Source organism: Streptomyces sp. NPDC001709 (assembly GCF_053596375.1).
The window spans coordinates 59,611-74,180 of sequence record NZ_JBSFGB010000003.1 but is presented as its reverse complement, the minus strand read 5'-3'; the positions used below and the strand labels follow the sequence as shown (position 1 = coordinate 74,180).

At 71.8% G+C, this 14,570-nt stretch carries 12 protein-coding genes; 7 read left to right on the top strand and 5 right to left on the bottom strand.

Annotation, left to right across the window (positions count from 1 at the left end; genetic code table 11):
• Positions 1–81 precede the first annotated feature (81 nt).
• A complete protein-coding gene (lysX, locus tag ACWC0C_RS05500) occupies positions 82–3,360 on the top strand; it encodes a bifunctional lysylphosphatidylglycerol synthetase/lysine--tRNA ligase LysX (protein WP_450861808.1) in 3,279 nt (1,092 codons plus the stop codon).
• On the opposite strand, the gene ACWC0C_RS05495 is transcribed toward lysX, so the two are convergent.
• A complete protein-coding gene (locus ACWC0C_RS05495) occupies positions 3,305–4,795 on the bottom strand; it encodes an MFS transporter (protein WP_450861806.1) in 1,491 nt (496 codons plus the stop codon). The two genes, lysX and ACWC0C_RS05495, sit on opposite strands and share 56 nt — an antisense overlap.
• A gap of 170 nt (positions 4,796–4,965) precedes the next feature.
• Here ACWC0C_RS05495 and ACWC0C_RS05490 point away from each other — a divergent pair, with 170 nt between their 5' ends.
• On the top strand, positions 4,966–5,802 hold the full coding sequence (locus ACWC0C_RS05490; protein ID WP_450861805.1) for a polysaccharide deacetylase family protein: 837 nt from the start codon (positions 4,966–4,968) through the stop codon (positions 5,800–5,802).
• A gap of 50 nt (positions 5,803–5,852) precedes the next feature.
• Here the strand turns inward: ACWC0C_RS05490 and ACWC0C_RS05485 are convergent, their stop codons facing one another.
• A complete protein-coding gene (locus ACWC0C_RS05485) occupies positions 5,853–6,524 on the bottom strand; it encodes a class F sortase (RefSeq protein WP_450861804.1) in 672 nt (223 codons plus the stop codon).
• 334 nt (positions 6,525–6,858) lie between these two features.
• Between ACWC0C_RS05485 and ACWC0C_RS05480 the strand changes: the two genes are divergently transcribed.
• Complete coding sequence (locus tag ACWC0C_RS05480; protein ID WP_450861802.1) at positions 6,859–7,566, top strand: hypothetical protein; 708 nt, start codon at positions 6,859–6,861, stop codon at positions 7,564–7,566.
• A 108-nt stretch (positions 7,567–7,674) separates the two neighbouring features.
• Here ACWC0C_RS05480 and ACWC0C_RS05475 read toward each other — a convergent pair whose 3' ends face one another.
• Together ACWC0C_RS05475 and ACWC0C_RS05470 are read right to left on the bottom strand one after the other, a co-directional pair.
• Positions 7,675–8,439 carry a bestrophin-like domain gene (locus tag ACWC0C_RS05475; protein WP_449196879.1) on the bottom strand — a complete coding sequence of 255 codons (765 nt, stop codon included), beginning with the start codon at positions 8,437–8,439 and terminating at the stop codon, positions 7,675–7,677.
• A gap of 33 nt (positions 8,440–8,472) precedes the next feature.
• Positions 8,473–8,601: a hypothetical protein gene (locus ACWC0C_RS05470; protein ID WP_449196880.1), complete on the bottom strand. Its 129-nt coding sequence runs from the start codon at positions 8,599–8,601 to the stop codon at positions 8,473–8,475.
• Between the two features lie 22 nt (positions 8,602–8,623).
• On the opposite strand from ACWC0C_RS05470, the gene ACWC0C_RS05465 reads away from it, so the two are divergent.
• From ACWC0C_RS05465 to ACWC0C_RS05450, 4 genes are all read left to right on the top strand, one after another.
• Positions 8,624–8,908 (top strand): hypothetical protein, encoded by a 285-nt coding sequence (locus ACWC0C_RS05465; RefSeq protein WP_450861800.1) that lies wholly within the window; start codon positions 8,624–8,626, stop codon positions 8,906–8,908.
• 442 nt (positions 8,909–9,350) lie between these two features.
• Positions 9,351–10,319, top strand: coding sequence for an SCO0930 family lipoprotein (locus ACWC0C_RS05460; RefSeq protein WP_450861799.1), 969 nt, complete (start codon positions 9,351–9,353; stop codon positions 10,317–10,319).
• Positions 10,320–10,577: 258 nt separating this feature from the next.
• On the top strand, positions 10,578–11,390 hold the full coding sequence (locus ACWC0C_RS05455) for an SAM-dependent methyltransferase (protein WP_449196883.1): 813 nt from the start codon (positions 10,578–10,580) through the stop codon (positions 11,388–11,390).
• Positions 11,387–13,531: a putative bifunctional diguanylate cyclase/phosphodiesterase gene (locus tag ACWC0C_RS05450; RefSeq protein WP_449196884.1), complete on the top strand. Its 2,145-nt coding sequence runs from the start codon at positions 11,387–11,389 to the stop codon at positions 13,529–13,531. The genes ACWC0C_RS05455 and ACWC0C_RS05450 overlap by 4 nt, the downstream gene beginning before the upstream one ends.
• Positions 13,532–13,649: 118 nt before the next feature.
• Here the strand turns inward: ACWC0C_RS05450 and ACWC0C_RS05445 are convergent, their stop codons facing one another.
• On the bottom strand, positions 13,650–14,534 hold the full coding sequence (locus tag ACWC0C_RS05445) for a LysR family transcriptional regulator (RefSeq protein WP_449196885.1): 885 nt from the start codon (positions 14,532–14,534) through the stop codon (positions 13,650–13,652).
• Between the last annotated feature and the right edge of the window lie 36 nt (positions 14,535–14,570).

The following is a 14,570-nucleotide window of genomic DNA, read 5'->3' as shown; positions in this document are numbered from 1 at the left end:
GGGCGGCCGCCGGTCGCGCGGCAGGAGCGGGAGTGCCGTCTCGACGGGCGAGCCGGGCGCCCCCTTCCTAGAGTCGGAACCATGACCGCCAGCGCGGCGCCCGCCGCACGGAGCGACCCCACGACCCCGGCACGCCCACCCGCCGGCAGGCGGCTCGGCTGGGTGCCCGAGGCCTTCGCGACCCTCTTCGCCGCTCTCGGCCTGCTGTGCGCCCTGCTCGCGCTCATCGAACCGCTGCGCCGAGTGCTCCGTCCGGTCGTCCACACCCTCGACCTGCTGCTGGTGCCCATCAGCGCCAATCTGGCCTACGCCGTCTTCCTGTTCCTGCTGGGCGGCGCCACCGCCGCCCGCAAGAAGGTCGCCTGGTGGCTGGTCGTCGTCTATCTCGGCCTGCTCGTCCTCACCGATGCGCTCGGCATGGGCCTCGGCCTGTACGCCCAGTCGCTGCCGTCGCTGGTGCTGTGCGCCCTGCTGCTGCTCCTGCTCGTCGCGGCCCGCGGGGAGTTCTACGCCGCCTCCCGGCACGGTGCCGTGTGGCGGGCGCTCGCCGTGCTGCTCGGCGGGCTCGCCGTGGCCATCCTGCTGGGCTGGGGCCTGGTCATGCTGTTCCCGGGCACACTGCCGGCGAACGAGCACCTGGCCTGGGCGGCCGACCGGGTGTGCGGCGGGCTGGTCCCGGGCAGCTCCTTCTCCGGCCGCCCGCCGCGCGCGGTCACCTTCGTGCTCGGCCTGCTCGGCGCCCTCGCCCTGCTCAACGCCGCCGCCGCGCTCTTCCGTTCCCAGCGGCTGGAAGCCGCCCTGCACGACGACGAGGAGGCCCGCATCCGCGCCCTGCTGGCGGCCTACGGCGAACGGGACTCCCTCGGCTACTTCGCCACCCGCCGCGACAAGGCCGTCGTCTTCTCGACCAGCGGCAAGGCCGCCATCACCTACCGCGTCGAGGCCGGCGTCTGCCTGGCCAGCGGCGACCCCGTCGGCGACCCCGAGGCCTGGCCGCACGCCATCGCCGCCTGGCTGGACCTCGCCCGCCGCTACGCATGGGCACCCGCGGTGATGGGCGCCTCCGAGGACGGCGCCCGCGCCTACGCCCGCGCCGGACTCGGCGCCCTCCAGCTCGGCGACGAGGCGATCGTGCAGGTGGCCTCCTTCGACCTGGACGGCCGCGACATGCGGGTGACCCGGCAGGCCGTGCACCGGGTCCGCCGCACCGGCGCCACCTGCCGCATCCGCCGCCACGCCACCCTCGCCGAACACGAGATGGAGGAGGTCGTCGACAAGGCCGACGCCTGGCGCGACACCGAGACCGAGCGCGGCTTCTCCATGGCCCTGGACCGGCTCGGCGACCCCGCCGACGGGAACTGCCTGCTCGTGGAGGCCCTCGGCGAGGACGGCCGGCTCCTCGCCCTGCTCTCCTTCGTCCCCTGGGGCGACGACGGCGTCTCCCTGGACCTGATGCGCCGTGACCGCGCCGCCCCCAACGGGGTCATGGAGTTCATGGTCGCCGAACTGTGCGCCGCCGCCCCCAAGCTGGGCGTGCGCAGGATCTCGCTGAACTTCGCGGTCTTCCGGTCCGTCTTCGAGGAGGGCGCCCGCATCGGCGCCGGACCCGTCCTCCGGCTCTGGCGCCGCCTGCTGCTGTTCTTCTCCCGCTGGTGGCAACTGGAGGCCCTGTACCGCTCCAACGCCAAATACCACCCGGAGTGGTACCCGCGGTTCATCTGCTACTGCGACACCGCCTCCCTCGCCCGCATCGGCCTGGCCTCCGGCATCGCCGAAGGCTTCGTCTCCGTACCGTCGTTGCGCAAACTCTGGGGAAAGGGGCACCCGAAGGACGGGCAGCGGCCCGCCACCACCGTCGGGCTGCCGCCCCTGACGGCGCTCGGCCTCGTCGGAGGGGACCGGGCCGGGCCCGCCGCCCCGGACGCGGGCCTGCCCGATCAGGTCCGCGTCCGGCACCACAAGCTCGACACGCTGCGCGCCACTGGCACCGACCCCTACCCGGTCGGCGTGCCCGCCCCCACCCACGCCCTCGCCGACGTGCCCCCCGACGGGGACGTCACCGTGGCCGGACGGCTCATGCTGGTCCGCGACTTCGGCGGCATCGTCTTCGCCGTGCTGCGCGACTGGTCCGGCGACCACCAGATCGCCCTCACCCGCAGCGCCTCGGGCACCGCCCTCGACCGCTTCACCACCGGCACCGACATCGGCGACCACATCACCGCCACCGGCCACGCCGGCCGCAGCGACAAGGGCGAACCCACCGTCTTCGTCACCTCCTGGCAGCTCACCGGCAAATGCCTGCGCCCGCTCCCCGACAAACGCCGCGGCCTCACCGACCCCGAGGCCAAAGTCCGCCGCCGTTACCTCGACCTCGCCACCAGCCCCGCGGCCCGCGCCGTGATCCGGGCCCGCTCCACCGCCGTACAGGCCCTGCGCCAGGGCCTGCTGGACCGCGGCTATGTCGAGGTCGAGACCCCGATGCTGCAGCAGATCCACGGCGGCGCCAACGCCCGCCCCTTCACCACCCACATCAACGCCTACGACCTCGACCTCTATCTGCGCATCGCCCCCGAGCTGTATCTGAAACGGCTGTGCGTCGGCGGCCTGGAGAAGGTCTTCGAACTGGGCCGCACCTTCCGCAACGAGGGCGTCTCCTACAAGCACAACCCCGAGTTCACGATGCTGGAGGCCTACCAGGCCTACGCCGACTACGACGTCATGCTCGACCTCACCCGCGAGCTGATCCAGGGCGCCGCGACCGCCGCCTTCGGCTCCCCGGTGTCCCGCAAGGACGGGCAGGAGCACGACATCTCCGGGCGGTGGCCGGTCAAGACCGTCCACGGCGCGATCTCCGAGGCGCTGGGGGAGGAGATCGGCCCCGGCACGGAACTGCTGCGGCTGCACCGGCTGTGCGACCGGGCCGGGGTGCCGTACACCGCCGACGACGGGCCCGGCGACATCGTCCTGGAGATGTACGAGCGGCTGGTCGAGGAACGCACCCAACTGCCCACCTTCTACAAGGACTTCCCGACCGACGTCTCCCCGCTGACCCGGCAGCACCGCACCGACCCGCGGCTCGCCGAGCGCTGGGACCTCGTCGCCTTCGGCACCGAACTCGGCACCGCCTACTCGGAGTTGACCGACCCGGTCGAACAGCGCCGGCGCCTCACCGAGCAGTCACTGCTGGCCGCCGGCGGCGACCCGGAGGCCATGGAGCTGGACGAGGACTTCCTGGAGGCCCTGGAGTACGCGATGCCCCCGACCGGCGGGCTCGGCATCGGTGTCGACCGGCTCGTGATGTTCCTCACCGGCCTGACGATCCGGGAGACCCTGCCGTTCCCGCTGGTGCGCCGCCGCTGAGGCCCGGGTCTGCGGCGGACACCCGGTCACCGCGCCGGGGCAGGGTCAGCAGGGCGATCGCCGCGGCGGTCAGACACAGGGCCGTACCGAGTTCGAAGCAGTCGCGGAACGCGCCCGAGAGGGCGGCCTCGTACGCCGTCCTACGGGGGAAGGTGAGGGTCCCCGCCCGCTGCTGGGCGACCGTGACGATCCCGGCGAACAGCGACGCGCCCAGACCGGCGCCGAACTGCCGGGACGAGTTCAGCCCCCGGGGCAGCGCGCCGCTCCCGGACCGCGCGAAGCCCACGGGCAGCGCGAGCACACCGCAGCCGAACGCGATCAGCAGCAGCGGCAGCAGGACGTCCGCGAAGTGATAGCCCGCGCCCGGACGGCCCAGGAGGGCGAACCCGACGGCCGACAGGGCGCAGGCCCCGGCCACCGTGGCGCCGAGCCCGACGCGGGCCGCGAGGCCGGGCAGCACCAGGCAGCCCAGCACCACCCCGGCGACGGCGGACAGCAGGGCCCAGCCGACCTGCAGCGGGGAGAGGCCGCCGAGCATCTGCAGGGCGAAGGAGAGGACGAGTACGACACCGGACAGGCCCGCCGCCAGCAGCGCCACCACCGTGTAGGCGCCGAACGCGGCCCGCTCCCGGTCCAGCCGGGCCAGCAGCTCCGGCACGCGCTCCGCCCGGCCCAGCCACCCCAGCACGGACGGCACCAGCGCACCGGCCACGGCGATGACGATGACCGTGGTCGCGGACACGCTCCGGTCGCCGAGCCAGTCGGCGAACCAGGCCAGGAAGCCCAGCGGCACGACCGCCAGCGCGGCACCCCCCACCTGGCGCCGGGCCCCCGGCCGCGGCGCGGACTCGGCCAGCGCCAGCGGAACCAGCAGCAGGAGCAGCACCCCGGCCACGGCCTGCACCCAGAAGATCGTCTTCTCCGACTCCGAGGCGTCCAGCAGCAGGGTGCACGGCAGGAGCGCTGCCGGAGTGGCGCAGGCCACGACCGCGAAGTGCACGTTGAGCGCCCGGTCCCGGTCCGGGCCCGCCGGATGCGTCGCGTCGATCAGGGCCAGCGCACCGGCCGTCATCGCCGCCGCCGCGATCCCCTGCACCGCCCGCGAGGCCATCAGCACCCAGGAGGCGGAGAACACCGCGGGTGCCGCCGCGGCGACGCTCGACAGCACGAGCCCGCCCATCAGCACCCGCCGCTGCCCGAAGGCCCTGCCGAGGGCCCCCGCGAGTACCGGCAGCGCGGCGAAACACACGCTGTACGCGGACAGCAGCCAGGTCAGTCCGGCGACGGCCAGCCCCCAGTCGCGCGCGACCAACGGCAGCGACACCGCGAACGCCGTCGTGTCGAAGACGACCAGGAACTGGGCGACGGCCAGCAGCACCACCGCCAGCACGCTGCGCGGTATGCCGTTCGTGTTCGTTCCCCCGTGTGCGGCCACCGTGGCTCGACCCCCGTGTCTGTCATGGCACTTGCTGCGGACTGATTGCTTATCAGAAGCTTCCGCGGCGGGGCACCACCGCCCCTGGCACTCGGCCGTCCGGGTGTATTCCCGCCGTCGTAACGGTGTCGTTGTACTGCCCCGGAGCCTGGTGGGGCGACTGATGGGTCATGCAGAAGGATCAGTTGTTCACGCGGCGCGGGATGCTGTTCGCCGGCGCCGCCGCGCTGGGGGCCGCGGGTACCGCCGGAGTCCTCATGGCGGGCGGCGCCGAGGAGACCACACGGACCGCCGCCGTCCCCGTCCCCGGCCCACAGGCCCGTCAGGCGCCCAAGTCCTCCGCCTTCCGGCTCCAGCCGCTCACCGGTGACGCACCGCCGCGAGCCGCGCCACGGAAACTGAAGGTCCGCAAGGAGCCGATCCTGCAGATCTCCGGGCGCGGCCGGCACATGCTGCTGACCTTCGACGACGGCCCCAACCCGGACTACACCCCGCGCATCCTGGACACCCTCGCCGAGTACGACGTGCGGGCCATGTTCTTCCTGTGCGGCGAGTGTGTCGTCGACAACAAGGAACTGGTGGCCCGGATGGCCGACGAGGGCCATGTCGTCGGCAACCACACCTGGACGCATCCGCTGCTGACCACCCTCAACCGCCGGGAGATCCGCGACGAGATGGCGAGCACCAGCGACGTCATCGAGGAGAGCTACGGCGAGCGCCCGCAGTGGTTCCGTGCGCCCTACGGCGCCTGGAACCGGGCCGCGTTCCAGCTGGGCGCCGAGATGGGCATGGAGCCGATGGCCTGGACGGTCGACACCACCGACTGGATGGAGCCCGGTACCGACACCATCATCGACCGGGTGGAGACTGGCGCCGCCCCCGGGGTCGTGGTGCTCTCCCACGACGCTGGGGGCGACCGTTCGCAAACCGTCCACGCGATCCGGGAGTGGCTGCCCTATCTCCTTGACTCCGGATACCACATGACCGTGCCGCGCCGGCGCGTGTAACGGTTTTCCGCACCTTTCCCGGGCCTTCGCCTGCCCGGTCCCGGTGGGAATCAGTTCACCGCGACCAGGCGGGCGAAGGCGACGACATTCCCGTCGTAACCGTTCTGCTTGGAAAAACCGCCGCCGCAGGTGATGATCCGCAGTTCCGGTGCTCCCTTCGAGCCGTAGACCCGGGCGCCCGGAAATCCGCTCTTCGAGAAGACCTCGACTCCATAGGTCTCGAACACCGCGGTCCTTCCGTCCTTGCGTAGGACCTCGATCCGGTTTCCCTTCTTCAGGGCCCCGAGTCCGTAGAACACGGCGGGGCCGCGTTTGTTGTCGACGTGCCCGACGATGACGGCGGTGCCGTTCTCGCCGGGGGAGACCGCGCCGGTGAACCAGCCCGCCAGGTTGGGGTTGTCCGGCGGCGGCGCGCCGATCCAGCCGTCCGCGTCCAGGCTGACGGGCATGACCGGCGCGTTCACCCGGATCACCGGGATCCGGACCCGGTCGGCGGCGGAGAACCCGAGCGGCATCGGCACCTTGGCGAAGGTGCCCGCCTCGGCACGGGTGTCCGGGGCGGCGGCCGAGGCGGGCTGCGGCGGACCGACGTCGAACTCCCCCGAGCCATTCCGAATGAGCGCGAGGCCGGTCAGCAGGAAAAGCGCCATCACGCCCCACGGGGCGCGCTTCCTCCGCCGCTCCTCCTCTTCGGCAAACTCGCACAGCCCGGACGCATACATTCGCCATCCCCTCTCGACGGGGCCGTCACCGCGGTCAATCGCTCATGGAGAAACGCTAAGTCCCGCGCGCGCGACGGTTGACGGGGGTGATCGGCGAACGGGTGGCCAGAGGCCTTCGCGGTGCGCCATCCGAGTTGCCGTTCAGAGAAAGTTTCTGACGGTCCGTGACCTGGGGCAATATCGGATTATGTGTTTTTCGTTCGGCGTGTTGCCTCACCAGGACGGACGATTCTCGACATGCGGGCGTGTTCCGCGCGCCGGAGGGTCTTTCCGGGAGGCGATTTCTCGCCGAGCCACCGGGTACGGACCCGGGGCGCCTCCCGCGGAGGATCAGATGCAAAACCAACGCGCCCTGGCGGCCGCGTGCGCAGCGGTCGCCGTGCTCGGGCTCGCCGCCCCCGCGGCCGTCGCGAACGGCATGGGCAACGGCGGCGGGCCCACCGACGGCAACGCGGGCATCGGTAACGGCGGGGGCCCGTCCGGCAACATCCTGGACTTCGACCCGGGTAACGGCATCAGCGGCAGCGTCGGAAACATCGGCCGTGACCAGGTCCGCGGGGACGACCTCGGTGGGAGCGACGACAACGGGGCCTTTGGTCATGGTGACGACTCCGGCAGTCGTGGCGACGACTCCAGGGGCCGTGGCGACGGCGGGCCGCGGAACATCATCGCCACCCCCACAGTGCTCCCGGGCGGGGGCCGGCTCACCGTCACCGTGGACGGCTGCCCCCACGGCACCATGACCTCCCGTGCCTTCCCCACCACCCGGCTCGACACGTTCCACGACGACACCTCACACGCCGGCACCAGCATCGACCGCGACGCCCGTCCCGGCCGCTACGACCTCACGGTCCGCTGCGACGGCCGCACCCTGATCCGCCCGGCCGCGTTCACCGTGCTCGGCGGCGTCCAGGGCGGTGTCGGCAGCAGATCCGCCGGCGCCACGCCCGCCGACATGGCCATCGGCGCCGGGTTCGTGACCTTCGCGGTCGTCGGGGGCGGTGCGTACTGGCTGCGCCGCCGGCACGAGAAGCGGATCTGACGCGCCGTCGCCCGGTCCGTTCCCTTCGCACGGCGCACGTCGACACGCGATCGCCCCGGTCCCTCGCGGGAGCCGGGGCGAAGGCCTGCCGGTGCCGAGCGGTGCGGACTATCCGGTCACGCCCGGGAACATGTTCACGAACGGTCCCGCGGTCACCGCGATGCCCCGGCTGTAGGGGGCGTCGAAGTCCCAGATGAGGAACAGCATGAACGCGATGGTCGCGGAGAACAGCCCGGCCAGGACCAGTTCGCGCCGGGTGCGGCGGATCTGCAGCGCGAACACCATGCCGATGGTGACCAGCGCTCCGGTGAGCAGCCCCCACCACACCACCGGCGGCATGGTGGGCCCGGTGGAGTCGGCGCGCGCGTTGCGCGCCTGGTCGGCGGCGGCCATCTGGTCCAGCAGCGGCTGGTAGGCCTGCGCCTCGAAGTCGTTCTTCGGCTGGTAGTCGGTGACGTCCTGGCGGACCTTCTGCAGCAACCGGGCGCCGCGGTCGGTGACGTGCTCGTGGTGGGACATCGTCGTCCACTCGTGGTCGACGACGTAGGCGACATAGGCGTTGACGTCGCTGCGGATCCGGTCACGGACGTCCGCCGGATAGACCCGGACCCGCTCCGAGATCTCGTGCAGCGCCTGGGCCTCGGACTGCACATGGTCCTGGGCGGAGCTGCGGGCCTCCCACACGCCCGCGATGGCCAGTCCCAGGACGATGGCGTACACGACGCCGATCCACATCGTCATGTACTCGATGACGTCCGGTGTCTCGTTGGGATCCTCGTCCTCGGGAGCCCGCTTGTGCCGTACCAGGGTGATGACCACCACCACGGCACAGGCCCCCAGCATCGCGAGGACGAGAACAAGCCAATCCGGCAACGGATACCTCCAGAAGGTGAGCTGGCCGGCGCGTCAGCGCGGGCGCAGGGCCGCGACGGCGACGATCGCCGGAACGGTGATGAGCAGGACGTAGGTGACCGGCGTGGTGTGGTCGGGCGCGGTGTGCGCGACGGGGTGCGGGTGGTACGCCGGGTACCTCACGGGGGTCACCGGGGGCCGCGGGGTGGACTTCGGCTTCGGCGAGGGCGTGGACGTGGGCGCCGGGGCCGGGATGGGTGTCGGTGCCGGCCGCGGTGCCGGGGGAGCCGGGTCGGGCCGGGCCGGCGGCTTCGGTTTCGGCGCGGGTTTCGGCGTCGGCCGCGGAGTCGGCTTGGGCTTCGGCGAGGGCTTCGGTTTCGGCGACGGGGTCGGTGTCGGCGTAGGAGTGGGCGTGGGTGGGCACGCGCACGGGGGCGGGGTGGGTGTCGGGCAGGGCGGCGGGGCCGGCCAGTGGTGGCCGCCCGCATAGGCCACCGCCGCCGTGCCGCCCGGGCCCGTCGAGGCGGACGCACAGGCGTCGGCCGACGCGGTGCCGACCGGACAGCCCACCAGGATCCAGGTCAGCGTCACCAGGGCCAACACCCGTGCGGCGGGCGCGCATCGGGTCACTTCGGGTCCATGCACGCGAAGATCATGGGGTGCGGAAAGCGGTCGTACGCCGTAGTGCGCCTGGATTGCTCCTAAGGGGGGATTTGATGCGAACAATGGTTTGACGCGGCAAGGAGTCCCGTTGGTGCGAAACGTACGCCCGTACGAGCCCTTGGTGACCGCGCAGGTCACAGGACGCGGAAAGAAATTCCCGAAGAACTTCCCCTCCCCGTTGAACGCTCCGCCCCCCTCGGTGCGTACCCATGACCGTGCGGCGGCGCGGCAGGGCGCTGCAACAACCAGGCGAATATGGGGAGTTGGAGATGAAGACCTCCTGGCGGACCGCCTCACTGGTGGCCACAGCCGCCTCGGTGCTGGCGCTTACGACGGCGTGCGGTCAGGACAACAGCACCACCCCGGCATCGGCGGCCCAGAACGTCGGGGCCACCGCGCCCGCGGGCAGCCCGACCACCGGCGCCGGTGTCGGCACCGGCACCGGAGCGGGAAACGGTTACGGCGCCGACGGCAATCAGAGCTCGAGCTCCCCGACCCCGGCCGCCCCCGCGGGCAAGCTGACCGTGGCCGCCAACCCCGACCTCGGCAATGTGCTGACCGACGGCTCCGGCCTCACCCTCTACCGGTTCGACAAGGACACCGCGAATCCGCCCAAGTCGAACTGCGCCGGCGACTGCGCCACCACCTGGCCGCCGGTGCCCGCCGACGACGCCACCGCCGGTGCCGGCATCGACAAGGCGCTGCTCGGCGAGGTCACCCGCGCCGACGGCACCAAGCAGCTCACCATCGGCGGCTGGCCCGCCTACCGCTACGCCAAGGACGTCAACGCCGGTGACGTCAACGGCCAGGGCGTGGGCGGCAAGTGGTTCGCGCTGGCCCCGAACGGCAAGAAGGCCTCCCTGGCGGCCCTGCCCGGTCTGTCCGTCCGCAAGGACCCCAAGCTGGGCGACGTCGTCGTCGACAAGAACGGCATGACGGTCTACCGCTTCCTCAAGGACAAGGCCTGGCCGAAGTCCGTCTCCAACTGCACCGGCGCCTGCCTGCAGAAGTGGCCGGCCGTCGGCATCGTCAAGCCCGAGGACACCAAGGGCGTCAAGAAGAAGGGCCTGATGGGCTTCACCCGTCCCGACGGCGTGCAGCAGATGACCGTCAACTGCTGGCCGATCTACACCTTCTCCGGGGACAAGGCCCCCGGCGACACCAACGGTCAGGGCGTGGGCGGCACCTGGTACGCCGTCTCGCCCGACGGCAAGCCGGTTGGCGCTCCGGGCAACTAGATCACCTCCCCAGGGTTGATCGCCCCGCCCGACCCGGAGCGCCACCGAAGGTCCGCCCCCTCCGCACCGCACGGAGGGGGCGGACCGTTGTGCGTACCGGAATCCATCACACAGCGGGGTCATACGGGCACTTGCCGCAGGCAGTGGCGGGGAACGGACGGTCAATTTCCGTTTTGGGTCGCTCCTTTGGCGGGCGATCAGTAGCCTCAGCTCGAACACCGGATCGGCTGTCCCTGTCCCCTACCGTTGGAGAGATACATGGAGCGCCCCGCCTGGGCCCCACGAAGCATCGACATCACGGTGCCGAGCGTCTCGCGGATCTACGACTACTACCTGGGCGGCTCGCACAACTTCGAGGTGGACCGGGAAGCGGCCCGCAAGGCGATGGAGTTCATGCCGGGCCTGCCGAAGATCATGCAGGCCAACCGGGCGTTCATGCGCCGCGCCGTGCGATTCGCGGCAGGTGAGGGCATCAGCCAGTACCTCGACATCGGCTCCGGCATCCCGACCTTCGGCAATGTCCACGAGGTGGCCCAGGCGGCCGCGCCGGGCGCCCGGGTGGTCTACGTCGACCACGACCCGGTCGCCGTCGCCCACAGCCAGGCCGTTCTGGCGGACAACGACGCCGCGGACGTGGTCGCGGCGGACCTGCGCAAGCCGCAGGAAATCCTTTCGAGCCCCCAGGTGGAGCGACTGATCGACCTGAACCGGCCGGTCGCCCTGCTTCTCGTTGCCATACTGCATTTCGTGGAAGACGCGGACGACCCCTACGGTGCGGTGGCCGAGCTGCGCGACGCGCTCGCGCCCGGCAGCCTGCTGATCCTCACCCATGCCTCGTACGAGGGAATCCCGGTGCCTGCCGAGCGGGCGGCGGGCGCGATGGACGTATACAAGGACATTCGCAACCCGCTGGTCATGCGCTCGCGCGACGAGATCGCGCGGTTCTTCGAGGGGTACGACATGGTGGAACCGGGACTGGTGCCCATGCCGCACTGGCGGCCGGAGTCGGCGCCGGAGGACGAGGATCCGTTCGCCTTCTCCGGATTCGCCGGCGTGGGGCGTACGGCGTGAGCGCCGAGCCGGACGGGCCGGAGGACAGACTGCGCCGGTTCACGACGATCTGGAGCCGGGCGGTCTACCCGGTGACCTCCACATCGCTGACCCGGGCGGAGTTCGAGGAACGACTCCTTCCGCTCGCACGCCGGTTGAGCGAGCTGCTGCGCGCGCGGGGCTTCGACGCGGACGGCGCGAAGGCGGTGGGTGCCGCCCTGGTCGGCGCGCACTGCACCGACCCCGAAGCGCTGACCCGGACCCTGGACTGCGTCGACGCCTATCTGGTGCTGTACTGCGCCGAGGCCGGCCCCCAGGACGAACCACGCATGCGTTGCTCGCGCCTGCAGCACGCGATGGCCGCCGGGTACGCCGGGGCGCTGCGCGAACGCACGCTCGCCGAGCAGGAGTCCATCGCGCAGGCCGCACTGCGGGCGCAGGGCGTGGTCGCACAGGCCCTGCACGCCAGCGAGGCCCGCTTCCGCGCGGTCTTCGAGGGCGCGGCCATAGGGATCGGCATCGCCGACCTCGACGGCAACGTCCTCCAGGTCAACGAGGCGCTGCTGCGCATGTTCGGGCAGTCCGGCCACGCCCTGCGCGGCCGTCGCGTGCAGGACTGGGTGCACCCCGAGGACGCGCCCCAGACCTGGAAGCTCTACGACGAACTCGTCCGCGGCGAGCGCGAGCACTACCACCTCGAAAAGGCCTTCAACCGCCCCGACGGCACGGTTCTGTGGACCAATCTGACGGTCTCGCTGCTGCGGGACGCCGACGGAGCACCGCAGTACCAGCTCGCCCTCATGGAGGACACCACCGAGCGCCGGCTGCTCAACCTCCGGCTGCGCTACGAGGCGACCCACGACGCGCTCACCGGCCTGCCCAACCGCTCGCTGTTCTTCGAGCGCCTGGAAAAGGCCCTCAACGCGGGCGAGGGCCAGCGCTTCGGCCTCTGCTACCTCGACCTGGACGGCTTCAAGACCATCAACGACAGCCTCGGTCACGCGGCCGGCGACCGGCTGCTGGTGGAGGTCGCCGACCGGCTGCAGTCCTGCGCGACCGCGCCCGGCGAGATGGTCGCCCGGCTCGGCGGCGACGAGTTCGTGGCCCTGACCACCGGGCCCGGCACCGAGCGCACGGTGGACGAACTCGCCGAGCGCATCATGAACGCCCTGATCACCCCGATCAGCATCGACGGCCGGGACCTGATGGTGCGCGGCAGCCTCGGCATCGTCGAGGGCCCGGCGGGCGAGCGCACCGCCGCGGAAGTCCTGCGCAGCGCGGACATCACCATGTACCGGGCCAAGTCCGCGGGCGGCAACCGCTCCGAACTGGCCGACCCGGAGGCCGACGCCCGCGCGATCACCCGCCACGGCCTGACGACGGCCCTGCCCACGGCCCTGGAACGCGGCGAGTTCTTCATCGAGTACCAGCCGCTCGTCCACCTCGGCGACGGCAGCGTCCGCGGCGCCGAGGCCCTCGTCCGCTGGCTGCACCCGCAGCACGGCGTCCTCGGCCCCGACCGCTTCATCCCGCTCGCCGAGCACACCGGCTTGATCGTCCCGCTCGGCCGCTGGGTCCTGGAGGAGTCCATCCGCCAGGCCCGCGCCTGGCGAGAACGCCATGGCGAGGAGACGGCAGCGGGTCCCCTGCGCATCAACGTCAACCTGTCACCGTGCCAGCTCAGCCATCCGGGACTGGTGCAGGACACCGTCGACATCCTGGAGCGCGCCGGCGTCGCACCGGACGCCCTGTGCCTGGAGGTCACCGAGTCCGCGCTCATCGGCGCCGACGACGATCTGCTCAAACCCCTGCGCCGGCTGGCCGAGATGGGCGTGGACATCGCCCTGGACGACTTCGGCACCGGCTACTCGAACCTGGCGAACCTCCGCCGCCTGCCGGTTCGCGTCCTCAAGCTGGACCGCTCCTTCACCCGGGGCATGCAGCAGTTCCCGGCCGACCCCGTCGACCTGAAGATCGTCGAGGGGATCGTCACCCTCGCCCACAGCCTCGACCTCGCGGTCACCGTCGAGGGAGTGGAAACCGGTGCCCAGGCCGAACAGCTGCGGATACTGGGCTGCGACACGGCCCAGGGCTGGTACTACGCCAGGCCGGGCCCACCGGAGCGACTGCACGACCTGGCCTTGGTGGACGCAACGGGCTGAGCCTTTCGAAGAGGGGTAGCGCAGTTCCCTGAGGGGCGGGGAACTGCGCGATCAGCCACCACGCACCCGCACTCCGAAACGGCGCTCTCCAGGCAGACGAATCCGGGCGAAACCAGCCTCACCGCTCAAGAAGCATCCGCTGGAGCTCCCGCGCGGCCCGGGGCGGAGCGACGTCGCTTCGGTGCGCCAGCGCAATCGTCCGATGCAACCCGGGGCGGGCAAGCGGCGTCACCTTGAGCCCCAGTCCAGCCCGGGTGGCAACCATCCGCGGAACCACGGCGACCCCGAGCCCCGCCCGGACAAACCCCAACACCGCGTCCATCTCACCCCCTTCGACGGCGAACTCCGGCTCGAACCCGGCGGAGCGACACGCGGCGACGGTCAGCTCCCGCAGGTCGTACCCGTGCCGGAACATCACCAGCCGCTCGCCCTCCAGGTCGGCGATGTGCACGACCCGCCCGCCCCGACCGGGGGCCGGCGCCTCGGGGGAGGACACCACCACCAGCTCCTCCCGCAGCAGCTCCACCGTCGACAGTGCGGGCGCGGGCGTCGGCAGCGGCAGGACGATCAACGCGAGATCGAGGGCGCCGCGCGCCAGCCCCCGCACCAGGTCGTGCGAGCCGCCCTCCTCGATCAGCAGCTGAATGCCGGGATAGCGGTCGTGGAAGGCGCGCAGCACATCCGGCAGCAGGCCCGTGCACAGACTCGGCGTCGCCCCCAGCCGCACCCGGCCCCGCCGCAGCTGCACCAGTTCCTGCACCTCGTACCGGGCGGTGTCCGCGTCGGCCAGGATCCGCCGGGCCAGCGGCAGCAGCGCCTCGCCGGCGTCGGTGAGCGTGATGTTGCCCCGCGCGCGCAGGAACAGATCCGCCCCCAGCTCCCGCTCCAGCGCCTTGATCTGCTGCGACAGCGACGGCTGGGCGATGTGCACCAGCTCGGCGGCGCGGGTGAAGTGCCGGGTCTCGGCGACGGCGACGAAATACTGGAGCTGCTGGAACTGCATCCAGCCAGGATAGCTTTCTCCTATGGAAACGAGCTG

Coding starts and splice junctions, on each gene's coding strand:
- lysX (WP_450861808.1), top strand. CDS start 82: ATGACCGCCAGCGCGGCGCCCGCCGCACGGAGCGACCCCACGACCCCG.
- ACWC0C_RS05490 (WP_450861805.1), top strand. CDS start 4,966: ATGCAGAAGGATCAGTTGTTCACGCGGCGCGGGATGCTGTTCGCCGGC.
- ACWC0C_RS05485 (WP_450861804.1), bottom strand. CDS start 6,524: ATGTATGCGTCCGGGCTGTGCGAGTTTGCCGAAGAGGAGGAGCGGCGG.
- ACWC0C_RS05480 (WP_450861802.1), top strand. CDS start 6,859: ATGCAAAACCAACGCGCCCTGGCGGCCGCGTGCGCAGCGGTCGCCGTG.
- ACWC0C_RS05460 (WP_450861799.1), top strand. CDS start 9,351: ATGAAGACCTCCTGGCGGACCGCCTCACTGGTGGCCACAGCCGCCTCG.
- ACWC0C_RS05455 (WP_449196883.1), top strand. CDS start 10,578: ATGGAGCGCCCCGCCTGGGCCCCACGAAGCATCGACATCACGGTGCCG.
- ACWC0C_RS05445 (WP_449196885.1), bottom strand. CDS start 14,534: ATGCAGTTCCAGCAGCTCCAGTATTTCGTCGCCGTCGCCGAGACCCGG.